The following is a 17,367-nucleotide window of genomic DNA, read 5'->3' as shown; positions in this document are numbered from 1 at the left end:
GCGCCGCCGCTGGAGCGGGCCCGCGTTAAGAGGCGAAACGAGCGAGGACAGTGGAGTTCGACGTCACCATCGAGATCCCCAAGGGTGTTCGGAACAAGTACGAGGTCGACCACAAGACCGGCCGCATCCGGCTGGACCGGACGCTGTTCACGGCGACCCAGTACCCGGCCGACTACGGCTTCGTCGACGACACGCTCGGCGAGGACGGGGACCCGTTGGACGCCCTCGTGCTGGTCCAGGAGCCGACGTTCCCGGGCTGCCTGATCCGGGCCCGCACGATCGGCATGTTCCGGATGACCGACGAGAAGGGCGGCGACGACAAGCTGCTCTGCGTGCCGGCCGACGACGTGCGGTCCGAGCACCTGCGCGACATCCACCACCTCAACGAGTTCCACAAGCTGGAGATCCAGCACTTCTTCGAGGTGTACAAGGACCTGGAGCCGGGCAAGAGCGTCGAGGGCGCGACCTGGGTCGGCCGCACCGAGGCCGAGGCCGAGGTCAAGCGCTCCTACCAGCGCTACAAGGACGCCGTCGCCAGCGGCGAGATGGAGCCCTTCGCCAAGCACTGAGTTGACATCGAAGAAGGGGCCTTCCGCGTGCGGAAGGCCCCTTCTTTCCGTCGGCCCAGCTCACTCCATGACTGGCATCAGCGGGCGCTCGTCGGCGTCCTCGCCCTCGGCGGCGCGCTGCAGGCCGGACTTGGTCGACAGCGGCACCTCCCGCAGGAACCAGACCAGCACGAACGCGATCACCGTGGTGATCCCGCCGACCACGAACACCGTGTCCATGGCGGACGAGAAGCCCTCCAGCAGCGGCCGCGCCAGCCGGGCGTCCAGCAGCTGGATGAACGAGGTGTTCTCCAGGTCGATGGTGCTGCCCCCACCGGCCAGCCCCTTGAGGAAGCCGGCGTTGGCCGGGTTGGCCAGCACCTTCGGGTCCTGCGTGGCGGCGATGAAGGCCGGGTCGGTCCGCGCGCTCTGGAACGCGCTGCCGATCCGGTCGCCGACCACCCCGAACAGGATGGACAGCGAGATCGCCGTGCCGGCGGTGCCGCCGATGCCGCGGAAGAAGGTAGCGGACGCGGTGGCCACGCCCATGTCCTGCGGGGCGGCGACGTTCTGGATGGCCAGCACCAGGGTCTGCATGCACAGGCCCAGGCCGACGCCCATCAGCGCCATCACGAAGCCGGCGTACACCAGGCTGGTGTCCGGGGTGAGCCCGCTGAACAGGAACAGCGCGGTCGCCATGGCGGCGGTGCCGATGATCGGCAGCACCTTGTAGCGGCCGGTCCGGGCGATCACCTGGCCCGAGCTCAGCGACGAGACCGTGATGCCGACCATCAGCGGCAGCGTGAGCAGGCCGGCGTTGGTCGGCGTCTCACCCTTGACGATCTGCAGGTACAGCGGCAGCGCGGCCAGGCCGCCGAACATGCCCATGCCGACGATGAAGTTGAGGATGTTGGCCAGGCTGAACACCGTGTTGCGGAACAGCCGGATCGGCAGCAGCGCGGAGTCGCCCATGCGCCGCTCGACCAGGATGAACGCGACGATGCCGATGGCCCCGATGGCGAACATCGTCAGCGACCCGAGTGAGCCCCAGCCCCACTCCTGGCCCTGCTCGGCCACGATCAGCAGCGGCACGACACCCAGGGCCAGCGTCACCGCGCCCCAGTAGTCGACCTTCTGCTCGACGCGGCGGTGCGGCAGGTTGAGCACCCGGCTGACCACGACCAGCGCGATCACGCCGATCGGGATGTTGACCAGGAACACCCAGCGCCAGCCGTCCACGCCCAGCAGCGTCGGCAGGCCGGCGAAGAAGCCGCCGACCACCGGGCCGGCCACGCTGGACAGGCCGAACACGGCCAGGAAGTAGCCCTGGTACTTGCCCCGCTCGCGGGCCGGGATCATGTCGCCGACGATGGCGAAGGCCAGCGACATCAGGCCGCCGGCGCCGACGCCCTGCAACGCGCGGAACGCCGCCAGCTCGTACATCGACGTGGAGATGCCGGACAGCACGGAGCCGACCAGGAAGATGGAGATCGCGGCCAGGTACATCGGCTTGCGGCCGTAGATGTCGGACAGCTTGCCGTAGAGCGGCGTCGCGATGGTCGAGGTGATCAGGTATGCGGTGGTGGCCCACGCCTGCAGCGTCTGGCCGTGCAGCTGGTCGGCGATGGTGCGCATGGCCGACGAGACGATCGTCTGGTCCAGGGCGGCCAACAGCATGCCCAGCATCAGGCCCGAGATCACCGTCAGGATCTGGCGCTGGGTGAACCCCCCACCGCTGACGCCGGCGCTCGGCGCCGCTGTCGAAGCGGTCTGTGACATTACTTCTCCCCTCCCACGCCCGCCTTGTCGGCGAACGCGGCGATGAACGCCGGCAGATGGCTCTCGTAGTCGGTGATGAACCGCTCGAACAGCTCGGCGAACCGAGCCCGGTCGCCATCGGGCCAGTGTTTGATCATTTGTGCGATCTGCGCGTTGCGCCGACCGCGCATGTCCGCGAGCAGGGACAGGCCCTGCTCAGTCGCGGCCAGGACGGTCGCCCGCCCGTCCTGCTTGTCCACCTGGCGCTCCACCAGACCCGCCTTGACCAGCTGCGCCACCTGGCGGCTGATCGTGGACGGGTCGGAGCGCACCATCTCGGCCAACGCCCCCGACCTGCGCGGACCGTGCTCCGCCAGCGTTGCCAGCAGCATGAACGTGGGCCGGTCCATGCCGGCCTTGCTGCCGGAGGACGTCACGCAGGCCAGCAGCTTGTGCAGGCGGGCGATCGACATCCCGATGCCGTCGGCCACCGCCAGCTCGTCCGGCGCGATCTCGTCCAGCGGAACCACGGGGCTCCCCCCTGTTGCTTGCGTCATCCAAGTAGTTGCCGAGTACAAGCATGCATCTCGCGCCGATGTCTTAGCAAATGAAATAATCTGTGAGCTCGGTCATGGGGTCCGGGCTAAGTTACTGTCGAGTAGCATCGGTCCCATGAGCACTGACTACGCACTCATCGGCGAGGGCATGAAGACGGCCGTGCCCTGGGTCGGCAGCAACGGCGTGGAGTTCGAGCACGTGGGACCGGACAAGGTCGTGGCGACCATCGCCGACGACGCCCGTCAACACAACCACGTCGGCGGCCTGCACGCCGCCATGATTTTCGGCATCGGCGAGACCGCCTCCGGCGCGCTGCTGCTGGCCGCGTTCGCCGAGCAACTGGGCCGGGCCACCCCGCTCGTGGTCACCGCCGAGATCTCCTATCGCAAGGTGGCGCTAGGGCCGCTGCGAGCGCAGGCCGTGCTCGGCCGGGACACCGCCGAGGTGATCGCCGAGCTCGACGCGGGCGAGCGCCCCGAGTTCCCGGTGCACGTGACCATCACCAACGCCGACGGCGTGCTCACCACCGAGCTCACCGTGCTGTGGACCCTGCGGCCCAACCGGTCGTGACAACTGTCATGGCCGAGCTCGATCGTCCGGCACCCGTGCGGGCGGCCCGGCGTTCGTAGCGTTTCGGCCATGACGACGACGCAGCAGATCGCAGCCGGCCGGACGCCCGAGTCGGGCCGGGTGCAGAGCCCGCTGAGCAGCCTGCTGTCCCTGGTCCTGGACATCGGCCTGCCCCTGGGCGCCTACTACCTGGCCAAGGGCGTCTTCGGCCTGGACGTGATCACCTCGCTGATCGTCAGCGGCCTGGCGCCGGCGGCGCGCACCATCTGGACCACGGTGCGGTCCGGCCGGCCCGACCAGTTCGCGCTCGCGGTGCTGATCGTGACGCTGGTCAGCATCCCGATCACGCTGCTGACCGGGTCGCCCACCTTCATGCTGGCCAAGGAGGGGCTCGGCACCGCCACGCTGGGCATCTACATCGGCGTGATGGCGCTGCGCCGGCAGCCGGTGATGAGCGCCGCCTTCAAGCCGTTCATGGCCAACAGCGCCAAGAAGGCGGCGGCCTGGGATTCGCTGGTCGCCGGCTCGCCCGAGTTCCGCGCCCACCTGGTGCGGGCGAACCTGGTGTGGGCCGTCGGTTTTGTGCTCGAGGTGGCGCTGCGGCTGACCATCGTGTTCACGCTGCCGTTCGACACCGCGGTGTGGGCCACCAACTTCCCGCTGTTCATCGCCATCGTCGGCTGCTCCGTCGTGCAGCGCCGCTGGCTGGTCCCGGCGGCCATCATGGTCCACCTCGCCGCCGGCGAGAAGTGAGCTCCCTCAACGGAAAACGGCCCGGCCGCCGATGGCCGGGCCGTTTCGCGTCAGCGGCTCAGGTCACGACCCGGATGGTCCAGAAGTCCGAGGAGAGCGACCGCTCGGTCAGGTAGGCGTACGGCATCGTGAAGTGGCCCTGCTGACCCCAGCCGCTGCCCCACGAGTTGCGCACCAGGAAGCGCCGGCTGGCGTCGTCGTAGCCGACCGCGAGCACCGCGTGGCCGCCGAGCAGCTGCTCCGACGGGCCGGGCATCGGGACCACGCCGTTGTCGGCGACCTGCTGGCTCTCGAAGCTCTCGTAGACGCTGAAGCCGAAGACGAACGGGTAGCCCGCGGCCAGGCAGCCGCGCAGCTGGTCCAGGGTCGTCACCACCCGCTGGTAGGTGGTCACCCGGTTCTTCAACGCGTCCTGGTAGCAGGCGTCGGTCGGCTTGGTCGCCTCGCGGGAGCCGGCCGGGAAGTGGCCGTTGGCGTCGGCCGGGATCGCCTCGTAGGGCCACTCGGTCTCCGGGCAGACGCCCTGCTTGGCCACGCTCTTCACGCCGTCGCGGATCTGCGCCCCGGAGTCCGTGCCGATGCTGCCCTCCATGGCCCGCTCGTTGTAGTAGATGAACAGGCGTGACGGCATGAAGTCGGCGAGGCCCTGCTTGCGCAGCGCGAACTCGAAGGCGCCGGCGATGGCGTTGGCGGTGCAGCTGCCGATCTGGCCCTGGTCGTAGCAGGCGGGCAGGCCGGCCCGCAGGTCGGTCTTGGCCGGCAGGTTGGCGACCGCGGCGCGGGGCGCGGCGTACACGTGGTCCCTGGCGTCAGGAAGGTCAGGAATCCATCCGTAGCGGGCGACGCTCCTCGGTGTCGGACTGGTCATGGTGATGTCCCTCCTAGGGCCCGCCGATATCCGGCGGGGTACCGCTGACAGGAGCATCGGCGCCGGTCGTCGATACGAAACTCGGCCGTTGGAGTGGAGGGGAGGGAAATCACCCGAACACACCAAGGGGCGCCCAACGGAATGCGATCTCCGTGGGCGCCCCTCGTCGTTTATCCCGTTTATTCCGGCACTCTCACGCCGGCGGCAGCCACCCCGCGAAGACCCGCCGGACCAGCGTCGGCAGCAGCCCTGAGCTGGCCCGACGGTGCGCGCCGACGCGGCCCCGGTGCGAGGTCGCCGGCTGCTGCGGCGCGTTCGGCGGCCGGTTCGCCGACCGGGTGCGATCCGGGAACGCGTGCACGATGATCTGCACTCGGTCGTGTGACCCGTCACGCTGCGGTGGCGGTTCTACACTCAAAGTCGGTCCTCTCTCGGCGACGACATGGGGAAGGGCTGATCCGCCGCGGTTCCTGCTGCCACAGGACCGCGGCCTTTTTCGGTGCGGGAATCATGCTCCCGTCACCGCCCCCTGACACGAGAGGTTGATCCTCGACCGCCCGATCATCGACGACCGGTCGCCCCCGATCGACGAACGGCACCCAGGTATCGTCCCTCATGATCGTCGAAACGCTTTGTTTCACACTATCGAGTGACTCAAGAGTTACGCGCAGATGCACGTGCGCGCGAAACTCCACAAGTCCCGCACGTCACGACACTAACGAGTGTCCCTCAAATGAGGGCTTCCGTGACCCCGCCGCCAGCGCCCCCTTTGCCCACCGCCTCGCCCCGCCGGCCGGCCCGGACGCACCCCGCAGTCCTCTCCGGACACCCCTACCCCCACCTCTCGCGACCGGCCAGCCCCACCCCGCCATAGAAAACCTTTGCCGCAGACCGGGCCTGGCCCACCCGGCGCCCGACCCTCATCGCCCCACCACCCGAGTCGACACATACCCCTTGATCGCCATCCCATGGGTGCAGCCCACCGTCGATACCGAGCATGGAAACCCACTCCGCCATTGACACCTCGCCCCCAACGACCTCACACAATTTGCCCAATAGCAAGGACCCGCTCGCCACCGACAGCCGCCGGCCACCACCCCGCCAGCTCCGCCCCCGAAGCCACCCGAACAGGATTTCGCCGACCTTCGACGGTTAAGGGGGTAACAGAACCGCGTCACTCCGAGCCATGACGGCTCCCGCGGCCGGCAGCCCTGGTTAACTTCACCCGGCCGGTCGTCGAACGTTCATTTCAGCGCGGGCGTACCTAGCCCATAACCGCGCTGACTTGGCGTCCCGCCGCCGCCACGTCAAGCATCACCCTGCAGGAGTCGCGATGCCAGGCAGTCGACCCACCTCCCACGGAGTCCGCTGTCAGCACACCGCAGAGAATACGTGTTTTTCGCGCCGGGCCAACGCGCTCCCACGTCCGCCCACAAAGTGTGGCGCCACGCCCAAAGACGGCCGGCAACCTCGACACAATCTCGCCCTAAATACGACGCTGGTCGTACGAGCCAACCGATCGCTCACCAGAGTTCGACAGTCCGTGACCAGTCGACTCTTCCGGGCGATGGCCACGCTCCCGCCGCCAACTGTCCACTATGGTCAGAAAGGCGACCGAAGCCCAGGTCATGACCGCTCTCGCCAGTACGGCGAGCCGAGCTGACCGGCCCCACCCGGCAACGGTAAGTTGTCCACCCGCCACGTTCCCGCATCATGACCTGGAGAACCACATGTCTGCTTTCCTGACCGCCCCCCAGTCCACCCGCTCCGGCGGCGAGGGTGGCAGCAACGGCGGGAAGTGAGCCGATCTCGTGCGGCTGGCCACCGTCCCCGGCGGCCAGCTACACGAGGTCCAGCCTCACTCCCGCCCGAACATCAGCAGGCACGTTGCGGGCCATGAGCGAGATCTCCATCTGCCCCGCGTTGTTCTCCGTGCACTTCAGCTCGTAGTCGTCAACCCCACGACGCAGCCCCACCACCTCATACCGCGGCCGATACCCAGCCGGCAAGACAATCACGTATCGCATCACCGGCAGTACCTTCACAAACTTGCGCACAAACTCGTCAGCCTCAACCCTCTTCATGAACGGCGCAGACTTCTGCGGCCACCGCATCTCGAATAACATACTAATCTCACTACCCCGCACCGCCGGCTCGCTAAAATGCACAAGGACTTCAATCGACCCATCCGGCATCCATGAGCTCGTGACATCAGAACGAGTTCCGCCCTCGTGTCCAACCTCGGCACTTCTCACGTCGATAGTGACCTTTCGACGGAGCCGCTCCGGCCAGCCACGCCAACTCACCCTCTCCCAGAAGCTGAAGAAATCCAGCAGATTGCAGGCGACGATCGCGGTGCAGGCCACACGTTCGTAGCTGTCGCCGTTCTCCGACAGAACCACCAGGTGGTCCCACTCGGTGATCGTCCAGGCGTGCCGGTGTCGCTTCTTCAACTGGTCGCAGTAGTGCTGGAGGAGGCGACGGTCCTGCTCCGACACGCGGTGGGCCTCCGCCTTGGCCGCGACCAGCAGGATGAACAGCCCGAGGATGCCCAGCAGCACCGCGACCACCGCCGCTGCCTTGATCATCGGGGAGCCGAGCAGGCCGCTCAGCAATCCGCCCAGCGACAGGATCCCGAGCACGCCCTCGACCACGCCGATCACACCGGCCGACAGAACGTGATCCTGCAACCAGGTGAGAAATCCGTTGAGCATGGACGTCCGCTGACGTCGTCCAGTGTGCCTATGGGGCCGTGCCGCCCCGGTTTCGATCTTGGGGGTAGCCATTGTGTTGCCCCCTCTTCCACTCAGCGCTCCAGTCCGCCGCCTTCCCCAGACGACGCCCCGGCAGCGGCACCCAGGTGGACCGCACGGAACAGTTCGACTATCGCACGATCAATCCCCCCGTGGCATAACATCTTCGACGCCCGCAGATAGCGAATGCACATCCCCGCCACCCACCGCTGAATTCAGCGAACCTCAGCCGCACACCACTGATCACCCAAGTGGCCCATTCCACCCAGCCGCAAGTCCCCCAGCAAAGACGAGCCCACACAGCGCACTAGAACAAGCGCCGCCAAGCACAAGAAACCAGGCCCCAAGGACCCAAGACCCAAGGACCTCTCAGGCAGAGCCCACCCAGGAAGCAGGGAAGCAGGCCCACCCCCGCCGCCAAGCGAAGCAAGCCCTAGACAACGCCAAACGCAGCAACCCCAAGCACCGGCGAGCGAAGCGAAGCCCTCCCTCGGCAATGGCGAGCGCCAGCAAGCCGAGCCCCCACAGGCGAGCGAAGCAAAGCCGCCCCTCGGCAATGGCGAGCGCAGCGAGCCGAGCCGCCAGTCGGGGCGACGGCGAAGCCGAGCCCCGACGGGGGGTGCAGGGGGGCGAAGCCCGCCCTGCCTTGGGGTCTGGGGCGAGAGCCCCAGTGTGAAACGCCGAGACCCCCAGGTCTGCTGCGAAGCACAGACATGGGGGTCCCAGGGTCGAGCCGCCTGTCGGAATCGAACCGACGACCTGCTCATTACGAGTGAGCTGCTCTGGCCGACTGAGCTAAGGCGGCGTGGTGCGTGACCACTATAGCGGGCGGGGTGGGGTGGGTGCGCTGGGGTTGGGGGGCGGGTGGGGTGATGGGGGTCTCATCCGGGCGGGTTCGCTCGTTCGCGGTAACAGCGGGGGCGTTACCTGCGGTTACGTGTGTCGTTAGGTCCTACGTGATGCCGGTCTCAGGGGCCGGGGCATGAGGAGGGTGCTGCTGATGCGAGGTCGACCGCCGCTCGCCTTGGCTTTGCCGGCTGCTGTCGCCTTGCTGGCGGTGGGTGCTGGCCCGGCGTTTGGGGTGCCGACGACGACGCCGGTGCCGGGTCCGGTGGATCCGGGCCAGCCGCCGGCGTCGGCGGCGAACGGGCCGCAGCCGCTGGGGCACGCGGTGGGGGATGCGGGTGGGGGCTTGGCGGTGGTTCGGCTGTTGCCGAATTCGACGCCGACGACTTCGATCTTGCCGGGGTTGCAGGACGAGTTGCCGAAGCAGCCGGCGGCGGAGGCGGGGTTTGGCCTGTCGAGCGCGCAGGCGAACTCGGAGGCGTATCTGTCGTATGAGCGGGCGATCGCGCAGGCGTCGCCGTTGGGGTTCGCGGTCGGGGGCAACGCCCCGCAGACGCCGGGGTCGTTGGCGCAGACGGCGTTGCCGGACAATCCGCAGCCGTCGACGGGTGGTTTGACGCCGCCGGCGACGCCGTTGGATTCGCTGTTGAAGGTGGGTCTGCTCAACGGCAGCGTGCATGCCCGCTGGAGCGAGACGACGGGCCCGTGTGTGGACACGATCGCGGACGCGCAGACGTCGTTGGCGGATCTGTCGGTGTTGAACGCGATTCCGAATCTGCCGAACGTGACGGACCTGACGGGCTTGATCAATCCGAGCGGCCAGCTGGATCAGGCCACGGCGAACCAGGTCGTGGATTCGCTGAAGACGATGACGGCTCCGTTGAGCCAGCTGGGCGGCTTGTTGTCGGGCAAGGCGACCTCGGACGGCCTGGGGTCGTTGGTGAGCCTGCCGAACACGTTGAGCTCTCGTTCCGTGGTGAAGCTGGTGGACATCCCGGGCTCGCCGAACAAGGCCGTGCAGTCGACGTCGACGATGCAGGTGGCCAGCGTGCGGATTCTCGCGGGCACGCCGATGGAGTTGGACGTCAACGTGGTGAGCCAGCCGACGTTGCAGGTGACGTCGACGGGGGACGCGAAGACCTCGACGGTGGCCTACACGGCCCCGGTGTTGCAGGTGGTGCAGGGCGGCAGGTCGCTGGGCACGCTGGACGCGGCGAATCCGAAGCTGGATGTGCCGGTGGGGGTGCCGCTGCCGGGCGCGGACCAGTTGGGCAAGCTGCCGATCATCGGTGATCTGCTGCCGAACGGCAGTGCGCTGCCGGCGGGCCTGAAGAAGATCGACATCGGCGTGCTGCGGTTGCAGATCGCCGAGTTGGACCAGAAGACGCAGGAGATCAAGGGCCAGCCGTTCGACGGTTTCCAGCTGGGCGCGACGGCTCGGCTGCTGGATCTTCAGGTGCTGCCCACGGACGCGCTGGGCCTGCCGAACCTGCCGTCGGCGTTGGCGCAGGTGACGTTGGGCGAGCAGGTGGCTCGGGCGGTGGCGCCGACCGGCGGCGTGGTGTGCGGGTCGACGACGCCGGGCGCGCCGACGACGAACCCGGCCCCGCAGGGCTCGCCGCCGCTGGCTTACACGAACGCGGCGTACGCGGCGATCCCGTTGTTCTGGACGGGCACGGCGTTGCTGCTGACCGGGGTGGTGGTGGTCGCGGCGCTGCCGTATCGCCGGCAGCGCCGCAACCACAACGGCTGACTCAGATGTCGAGGGCGAGCTTGATCCGGTCGGGTCGCAGGACCCGCAGGATCGCCTCCATCAGGTAGTAGTCGGCGTACGGGAGCCCGATCTCGATGCCGTCCTCGGCCGGCCGGTTCCGGGTGCCGCGGGCCAGGATGGCGTCGGCCCGCGTGGACTTGGTGGTCAGGCTCGACCGGCCGAGCGCGTCGAGGAACCGCAGCGCGGCGGCCTCGTAGCGCGGGTTGCCGGTCAGCTTGGCCAGGTCGAGCAGGCCCGCCGCGTTGACGGTGGCGGCCGACGAGTCCTTGATGTCGTTGGGCGCCAACGGCGACCGGTAGTCCCACACCGGGATGTAGTCGTCGGTGATGTGCTGGATGGTCCAGTCGGCCAGCCGCCGGGACACGTCGAGGAAGGCCCGGTCGCCGGTGCGGTGGTACATCCGCGCGAAGCCGTACACGCCCCACGACTGGCCGCGCGACCAGCACGAGGTGGCGCTGTAGCCCTGCACGGTGTTCTGCCCGATGGGCACGCCGGTGTCGGGGTCGAAGTCGAACACGTGGCACGTGGTGTTGTCCGGCCGCACCATGTGCTTGGCCGCGGTCTTGGCGTGCGCGACGGCGATGTCCTGGTATTTGCTGTCCCCGGTGACCTTGGTGGCCCAGCACAGCAGGTCCAGGTTCATCATGGTGTCGATGATCATCCGGCCGGCGTTGTCGGGCGTGCCCAGCGCGCCCCAGGCCCGGATGAACTGGCCCTTGTCGTTGAACCGCTTGATCAGTTCGCCCGCCGCGACCAGCGCGCCGTCCCGCCAGGACGTGTCGCCGGTGAGGTGGAAAGCGGTTACCCACGACGGCTGGAACAGGAAGCCGAGGTCGTGGTCGGTGTTCTTGGTCTGGCGCGGGGCCAGCTTCAGCGCCCACGACTCGGCCAGCTGCCGGAAGAAGTCGTCGTTGGTGTCGAGGTAGGCCATCCACAGCTGGCCGGGCCAGAAGCCTCCGACCCAGCTGCCGTCGGCGGCGGTCGTGTACTTCTCGAACCTGGTTCCGGTCGGGAAGGCCGTCACCGTGGGCGCGACCGCGCGCAGCTTGGCGACGGCGTAGTCCATGGTGCGGCGCAGGTTGCCGATGCCGGCGGTGTCGGCGGTGGCGACGGCGGGTGTGGCGACCAAGGCTCCTCCAGCGGCGACAGCAGCTCCGGCGATCAGGGATCTACGCGACAGAGACATCAGGGCACCATCCATCCGAGCACGGGGGTGGACTGCAGGTAGACGAGCACGCACAGGACCAGCAGGAGGCCGATGCTCCAGCCGAAGACGCGACGGAACAGCTCGCCTTCCTTGCCGACAAGGCCGACCGCGGCGGTGCCGATGGCGAGGTTCTGCGGCGAGATCATCTTGGCCATCACGCCGCCGGAGCTGTTGGCCGCGCCGAACAGGATCGGGGAGGCGCCCAGCTGGTGCGCGGCGGCGAACTGGGAGCCGCCGAGCAGGGTGTTGGAGCCGACGTCGGTGCCGGTGATGGTGACGCCGAACCAGCCGACGACCGGCGAGAGGAAGGCGAAGAAGGCGCCGGCGCCGGCCAGCCAGAAGCCGAGCGTGGTGATCTGCCCGGACAGGTTCATCACGTACGACAGCGCGAACACGGCGAGGATGGCCAGGATCGCCCAGCCGAACTGCCGCACGGTCCGGCCGTAGATGCGGACCGCGTCCCCGATGCCGACCTTGAGCACGATCAGCGAGAGCAGGCCGGAGACGAGCAGCAGGGTGCCGGTGGCGCCGAAGAAGTTGAGGGTGTAGTTGGTGTCGACCTTCTTGCCGGCGGCGTTCTGGATGCTCAGGCCGGGCCAGGCGAACTTCCAGACGATGGTGTTGAGGGCGGCCTTGATCGGCGCGATCTGGGCCAGCGAGAAGACCACCACGATGATCGCGTACGGGCTGAACGCCTTGATCACGTCGGCCCGGCTGTCGCGCACCTCGTCGCCGCCGGTCACGGTGGCCACGCCACCGCCGCCTCCCCCGCCGCCGCCGGCGGTCACCGACGCGGTGGCCGGCTGCCAGACCCGCACCAGCAGCAACAGGGCGCCGGCCGAGACGACCGCGGCCAGGATGTCGCACAGCTGGTAGGACAGGTAGCTGGAGACCAGGAACTGGGTGATGCCGAAGCTCAGGCCGGCGACCAGCGCGGCCGGCCAGCACTCGCGCACGCCCTTGCGGCCGTCGGCGATGTAGAGCAGCACGAACGGCACGATCGCGGCCAGGAAGCACACCTGCCGGCCGGCCATGGCGCCGAACTGGTCCACCGGCAGGCCGCTGATCGGGCCGAGAGCGGTGATGGGGTTGCCCAGGCCGCCGAACGCGACCGGCGCGGTGTCGGCGACCAGGGTCAGCGCGGCCGCCTTGAGCGGGTTGACGCCCAGCGCGATCAGCATGACCGAGCAGATCGCGACCGGGCTGCCGCCGCCGGCCAGGGCCTCCAGCAGCGCGCCGAACGAGAACGCGATCACGATGGCCTGCACCCGCGAGTCCTCGCTGACCGAGCTGAAGGCCCGGCGCAGCACCTCGAAGTGCCCGCTGTGCACGGTCAGGTTGTAGACCCAGATCGCGTTGAACGTGATCCACAGGACCAGCAGCACGCTGTTGGCCATGCCGAACAGGCCCGCGTCCAGGGTCTGTCCGATCGGCATGCCGAAGCCGGCCACGGCGATCACGATGGAGATGGCCAATGCCGCGATGCCGGCCCAGTGGGCCTTCCACTTCAGCCCGCCGAGCAGCACGAGCACCGCGAACAGGGGGATCAGCGCCAACAACGCGGACAGCGTGAGCGAGCCGGCCGGGTCGAGGGTCTGTCTGAACACTTCTCACCGCCTTTTTCCCAGGTTGGAGCCCGAATGGAGACCGGACCCCGTAACCGGCGGCGGTGGCCACGGGGGCTCTTGTTCCGTGGGACGGAACGTAGTTCCATAAGTGGCGACATCGTGTCATCTGCTCGCAACATCCGCCAGGGGTCAACCGCCGCTGCCCCCGCTAGCCCAGCAGGAGCACCACATGGAGGTCAGGCACCACACCAACCCTTCCCAGCTGCGTGGTTTCGACACCACCCAGCTGCGGGAGAACTACCTGGTGGAGGACCTGTTCCGGACCGGAGAGGTGCGCACGGTCCTCACCCACGCGGACCGGGTCGTGCTCGGCGGCGCGGCGCCGGCGCCCGGCCAGCCGCTGACGCTGCCCAATCCGGAGCAGCTGCGGTCGACGTCGTTCCTGGAGCGCCGCGAGATGGCCGTGGTCGTGGTCAGCGGCGCCGGCAGCGTCGTGGTCGACGGCGACAAGCACGAACTGGGCCACCGCGACTGCCTCTACATCGGCCGGGGCGCGGTGGACGTGCAGTTCCACGCCGGCGACTCCGAGACCCACTTCTACCTGTTCTCGGCCACCTCGCACGCCAGCTACCCGACCGCGGTGGCCCGGTTCGACGAGGTGGAGTTCGCCCAGCTCGGCGAGCAGTCCACGGCCAACGTCCGCGAGCTGCGCAAGTACATCCACGCCGACGGCATCCGCTCCAGCCAGATCGTGGTGGGTGTGACCAAGCTGGCCGACGGCAGCGTGTGGAACACCATGCCGCCGCACACCCACGACCGCCGCACCGAGTGCTACCTGTACTTCGACCTGCCGGAGAACGACCGCATCGTGCACCTGTGCGGCGAGCCGCAGGAGACGCGCAACATCATCGTGGCCAACGAGCAGGCCGTGGTGTCGCCGAGCTGGTCCATCCACAGCGGCGCCGGCACGCACTCGTACGCCTTCGTGTGGGCCATGGCCGGCGAGAACCAGGCGTTCACCGACATGGACCAGGTCGCCGTGACGGAGCTGCGCTGATGTTCTCGCTCAAGGGAAAGACCGCCCTGGTCACCGGGGCCCGGACCGGCATCGGCAAGGCGATCGCGGTCGGCCTGGCCCAGGCCGGGGCCGACCTGGTGCTGCTCGGGCACAGCCCGGACTTCGCCGAGGTCACGGCCGAGGCGCGGGCCGCCGGCGCCGGCGTGGAGACGATGGTCGTCGACCTGGCCGAGCCGGACGCGGTGGAGCCGGCGCTGGCCGAGCTGCTGGCCCGGCGGGAGGTGGACGTGCTGGTCAACAACGCCGGCATCATCCACCGGCAGCCGGCCGCCGACGTGTCGCTGGCCGACTGGCGGCGGGTGCAGGCGGTGAACCTGGACTCGGTGTTCGCGCTGAGCCAGGCCGTCGGCCGGCAGATGATCGCCCGTGGCTCCGGCAAGATCGTCACGATCGCCTCGCTGCTGAGCTTCCAGGGCGGCATCAACGTCAGCGGCTACACCACCAGCAAGCACGCCGTAGCCGGCCTGACCAAGGCGCTGGCCAACGAGTGGGCCCCGCACGGCGTGCAGGTCAACGCCATCGCGCCCGGCTACATCGAGACCAACAACACCGAGGCGCTGCGGGCCGACCCGGGCCGTGAGCCGGCGATCCGCGGCCGCATCCCGGCCGGTCGCTGGGGCCGGCCCGAGGACCTGGTGGGCGCGGCGGTGTTCCTGGCCTCGCCGGCCTCGGACTACGTCAACGGTCACGTGCTGGTCGTCGACGGCGGGTGGATGTCGCGTTGACCGAGGGCGCGGTCGAGAAGGCCCTGGCCGTGCTGGCGGCGCTCGCCCAGCACTCGCGGATCAGCGAGCTGACCCGGGTCACCGGCTTTCCCAAGTCGACCGTGCACCGGGTGCTGCGCACGCTGGTCGACACCGGTTTCGCGGTGGCCACCGCCGACGGCGACTACCGGATCGGCCCGAAGGTGCTGGTGCTGGCCGGAAATGTGCTGCAACCGGTGGATTCCGTCGAGCGGGCGCGCCCGGTGCTGGAGGCGTTGCAGGCCAGCACCGGGTGCGCCGTGCACTTCGCCATGCTGCTGGGCGACGAGCTCGTCTACGTGGACAAGGTCGAGGGCGGCAAGCCGTATCGGATGGCTTCGCGCATCGGCGGCCGGTTGTTGTTGCACTGCACGGCGATCGGCAAGGCAGTTCTGTCCACAAGGGACATGAACGGGCTGGAGCTGACCGCCCGCACGCCGGGCACGATCACCGACCCGCTGCGGTTGCGCGCGCAGCTGAACCGGGTCCGCAGCTGCGGTTTCGCCTTGGACGAGCAGGAGAACGAGCCGGGGGTGCGCTGTGTGGGGGCGGCCGTGCGCAACCACAACGGGACCGTGGTCGGCGGCTTGAGCGTGTCCACGCTGGCGCTGGAGCACACGCTGCCGGAGCTGATCGCGCTGGGGCCGCGCGTCGTGGCCGCTGCCCGTGATGTCTCCCGCGCGCTGGGGCACACGCATTAGCCTCGACCGATGGCGGTCCACGAGCTGTCCAGAACCGACGCGCGGCGCATCGCCGTGCGGGCTCAACTGCTGGGCAAGTCCCGGCCGGCCGATCTGCACGACGTGGTGCGCGGCCTGACGCTCTTGCAGGTCGACAACACCGCCGCCGTCGCGCCCAGCGCCGACCTGGTGGCCTGGAGCCGGCTCGGCTCCGGCTATTCACCGTCCGAGCTGGCCGGGGCGCTGGCCTCGCGGTCCCTTGTGGACCTGCGGCTGATGATCCGGCCGGCCGAGGACATCGCCCTGTACCGGGCCGAGATGGCCGCCTGGCCCGGCGATGGCCCCGGTTGGCGTCAGCAACAGCACAAGTGGTTGCGGGCCAACGAGATCTGCCGGCAGAACATCCTCAGCCGGCTCGACGTGGAAGGGCCGCTCCCGGCCCGCGCGTTCGAGGACACCTGCGTGGTGCCGTGGAAGTCCAGCGGCTGGACCAACAACCGCAACGTCACGCAGATGCTGGAGTTCATGGTCCTGGCCGGCGATGTCGCCGTGTCTGGCAGCGATGGCGGCCGCCTGTGGGATCTCGCCGAACGCGTCTACCCCGATCAACCCGCCGTGCCGCTGGCCGAGTCGCTGCGCCTGCGCGCCGAGAAACGCCTGCGCTCCCTGGGCATAGCCCGCGCCAAGGGCCCCGAGTGCCCCGTCGAGCCCAACGACGTCGGCGAGGTCGGCGAACCGGCGGTGATCGAGGGCGTGCGCGGGCAATGGCGGGTCGACCCCGCCCAGCTCGGGCAGCCCTTCTCCGGCCGCACCGCCCTCCTGTCGCCGCTCGACCGCCTGGTCTACGACCGCAAGCGCATGACCGAGCTCTTCCAGTTCGACTACCAGCTGGAGATGTACAAACCGGCCGCCAAGCGCCGCTGGGGCTACTACGCCCTGCCGATCCTGTGGGGCGACGAGCTCATCGGCAAGGTCGACGCCGCCGCCGACCGCAAGGCCGGCGTGCTGCGGATCAACGCCGTCCACGAGGACGAGCCCTTCACCAAGGCCATGACCGCCGCCGTGCAGCGGGAGATCAAGGACCTGGCCAAGTGGCTGCAGCTGGAGCTGGCCTGACCTGCCCGAAACCCGCATTCGGTATGTCCCAGAGCTCGCGGAGGTACAGCACTGCCAGCAATCCCCACTACTCTGGGATATCGGGGGTGCCCGAAAACGGCTGGGAGCAAAGCAGCTGGTCAGGGCAGTAGGTCAGCCAGTTCGTCGAGCAATTGCATCACCCGTTCGGCCCGGTCGGGACCGACGGCCTCGGCGATGGTGGCGTCGGCGGGACGGCCGGCTCGGCGCATGATGGCCTGGTTGGCGATCTCGGCCAGGGTGAGGCGGGTGCGGCGGCGGTCCTGGGGGTCAGGGGTGGCGACGATGAGGCCGCGCTCGCGCAGCCGGGCGACCGAGGCGGACACGTGGCTCTGGGCGAAGCCGGTGCGGGCCTGGATCTCGGTGACGGCGCTGCCGGGGTGTTTGAGCACGTCCTCCAGCACGGCGACCTCGCCGGGGGTGAGTTCGGTGTCGCCGGCGTCGGTGGTGACCTGCCGGGCCAGGTCGATGAGTCGTTTGCCCAGCCGGTGCAGCCGCACGCCGTCCATGCCGGCACCTTACATCGTTG

16 protein-coding genes and 1 tRNA gene are annotated in these 17,367 nt (G+C 69.0%); 8 read left to right on the top strand and 9 right to left on the bottom strand.

Annotation, left to right across the window (positions count from 1 at the left end):
* Window positions 1–50 precede the first annotated feature (50 nt).
* The gene (locus tag ACIG5F_RS08455; protein ID WP_396516774.1) at window positions 51–569 is read left to right on the top strand and encodes an inorganic diphosphatase; all 519 of its coding nucleotides are present in this window, start codon (window positions 51–53) and stop codon (window positions 567–569) included.
* 60 nt (window positions 570–629) lie between these two features.
* Here the strand turns inward: ACIG5F_RS08455 and ACIG5F_RS08450 are convergent, their stop codons facing one another.
* Together ACIG5F_RS08450 and ACIG5F_RS08445 are read right to left on the bottom strand one after the other, a co-directional pair.
* Window positions 630–2,327: an MDR family MFS transporter gene (locus ACIG5F_RS08450; RefSeq protein ID WP_396516773.1), complete on the bottom strand. Its 1,698-nt coding sequence runs from the start codon at window positions 2,325–2,327 to the stop codon at window positions 630–632.
* A complete protein-coding gene (locus tag ACIG5F_RS08445) occupies window positions 2,327–2,836 on the bottom strand; it encodes a MarR family winged helix-turn-helix transcriptional regulator (RefSeq protein ID WP_396516772.1) in 510 nt (169 codons plus the stop codon). Before ACIG5F_RS08445 ends, ACIG5F_RS08450 begins: the two co-directional genes overlap by 1 nt.
* A gap of 142 nt (window positions 2,837–2,978) precedes the next feature.
* Here ACIG5F_RS08445 and ACIG5F_RS08440 point away from each other — a divergent pair, with 142 nt between their 5' ends.
* The gene (locus ACIG5F_RS08440) at window positions 2,979–3,434 is read left to right on the top strand and encodes a DUF4442 domain-containing protein (protein ID WP_396516771.1); all 456 of its coding nucleotides are present in this window, start codon (window positions 2,979–2,981) and stop codon (window positions 3,432–3,434) included.
* Window positions 3,435–3,503: 69 nt separating this feature from the next.
* Window positions 3,504–4,187 (top strand): VC0807 family protein, encoded by a 684-nt coding sequence (locus ACIG5F_RS08435; RefSeq protein ID WP_396516770.1) that lies wholly within the window; start codon window positions 3,504–3,506, stop codon window positions 4,185–4,187.
* A gap of 58 nt (window positions 4,188–4,245) precedes the next feature.
* Here ACIG5F_RS08435 and ACIG5F_RS08430 read toward each other — a convergent pair whose 3' ends face one another.
* From ACIG5F_RS08430 to ACIG5F_RS08415, 4 genes are all read right to left on the bottom strand, one after another.
* The gene (locus ACIG5F_RS08430) at window positions 4,246–5,055 is read right to left on the bottom strand and encodes a C1 family peptidase (RefSeq protein WP_396516769.1); all 810 of its coding nucleotides are present in this window, start codon (window positions 5,053–5,055) and stop codon (window positions 4,246–4,248) included.
* Window positions 5,056–5,248: 193 nt separating this feature from the next.
* Window positions 5,249–5,428, bottom strand: a complete 180-nt coding sequence (locus ACIG5F_RS08425; RefSeq protein ID WP_396516768.1) for a hypothetical protein — start codon at window positions 5,426–5,428, stop codon at window positions 5,249–5,251.
* A 1,468-nt stretch (window positions 5,429–6,896) separates the two neighbouring features.
* On the bottom strand, window positions 6,897–7,769 hold the full coding sequence (locus tag ACIG5F_RS08420) for a hypothetical protein (RefSeq protein WP_396516767.1): 873 nt from the start codon (window positions 7,767–7,769) through the stop codon (window positions 6,897–6,899).
* A gap of 770 nt (window positions 7,770–8,539) precedes the next feature.
* Window positions 8,540–8,613, bottom strand: a tRNA-Thr gene (locus tag ACIG5F_RS08415).
* Between the two features lie 195 nt (window positions 8,614–8,808).
* Between ACIG5F_RS08415 and ACIG5F_RS08410 the strand changes: the two genes are divergently transcribed.
* Window positions 8,809–10,407: a hypothetical protein gene (locus ACIG5F_RS08410; RefSeq protein WP_396516766.1), complete on the top strand. Its 1,599-nt coding sequence runs from the start codon at window positions 8,809–8,811 to the stop codon at window positions 10,405–10,407.
* A 1-nt stretch (window position 10,408) separates the two neighbouring features.
* On the opposite strand, the gene ACIG5F_RS08405 is transcribed toward ACIG5F_RS08410, so the two are convergent.
* Together ACIG5F_RS08405 and ACIG5F_RS08400 are read right to left on the bottom strand one after the other, a co-directional pair.
* Window positions 10,409–11,557: a glycoside hydrolase family 88 protein gene (locus tag ACIG5F_RS08405; RefSeq protein ID WP_396516765.1), complete on the bottom strand. Its 1,149-nt coding sequence runs from the start codon at window positions 11,555–11,557 to the stop codon at window positions 10,409–10,411.
* A 56-nt stretch (window positions 11,558–11,613) separates the two neighbouring features.
* Window positions 11,614–13,242: an L-lactate permease gene (locus tag ACIG5F_RS08400; protein ID WP_396516764.1), complete on the bottom strand. Its 1,629-nt coding sequence runs from the start codon at window positions 13,240–13,242 to the stop codon at window positions 11,614–11,616.
* 190 nt (window positions 13,243–13,432) lie between these two features.
* Between ACIG5F_RS08400 and kduI the strand changes: the two genes are divergently transcribed.
* The 4 genes from kduI to ACIG5F_RS08380 are packed head-to-tail and all read left to right on the top strand — an operon-like array spanning window position 13,433 to window position 16,820.
* Entirely contained in the window at window positions 13,433–14,260 is an 828-nt protein-coding gene (gene kduI / locus ACIG5F_RS08395) for a 5-dehydro-4-deoxy-D-glucuronate isomerase (RefSeq protein WP_396516763.1), read from the top strand.
* A complete protein-coding gene (gene kduD, locus ACIG5F_RS08390; RefSeq protein WP_396516762.1) occupies window positions 14,260–15,006 on the top strand; it encodes a 2-dehydro-3-deoxy-D-gluconate 5-dehydrogenase KduD in 747 nt (248 codons plus the stop codon). The genes kduI and kduD overlap by 1 nt, the downstream gene beginning before the upstream one ends.
* Entirely contained in the window at window positions 15,003–15,725 is a 723-nt protein-coding gene (locus ACIG5F_RS08385; RefSeq protein WP_396516761.1) for an IclR family transcriptional regulator, read from the top strand. Before kduD ends, ACIG5F_RS08385 begins: the two co-directional genes overlap by 4 nt.
* A gap of 9 nt (window positions 15,726–15,734) precedes the next feature.
* A complete protein-coding gene (locus tag ACIG5F_RS08380) occupies window positions 15,735–16,820 on the top strand; it encodes a DNA glycosylase AlkZ-like family protein (protein ID WP_396516760.1) in 1,086 nt (361 codons plus the stop codon).
* Window positions 16,821–16,939: 119 nt separating this feature from the next.
* Here the strand turns inward: ACIG5F_RS08380 and ACIG5F_RS08375 are convergent, their stop codons facing one another.
* On the bottom strand, window positions 16,940–17,347 hold the full coding sequence (locus tag ACIG5F_RS08375; protein ID WP_396516759.1) for a MarR family winged helix-turn-helix transcriptional regulator: 408 nt from the start codon (window positions 17,345–17,347) through the stop codon (window positions 16,940–16,942).
* Window positions 17,348–17,367 lie beyond the last annotated feature (20 nt).

The organism is Kutzneria sp. NPDC052558, assembly GCF_044547355.1.
In the GTDB taxonomy this organism is placed as follows: domain Bacteria; phylum Actinomycetota; class Actinomycetes; order Mycobacteriales; family Pseudonocardiaceae; genus Kutzneria.
The sequence above is the reverse complement of the archived record's forward strand: the minus strand, read 5'-3'. Positions and strand labels throughout refer to the sequence as shown.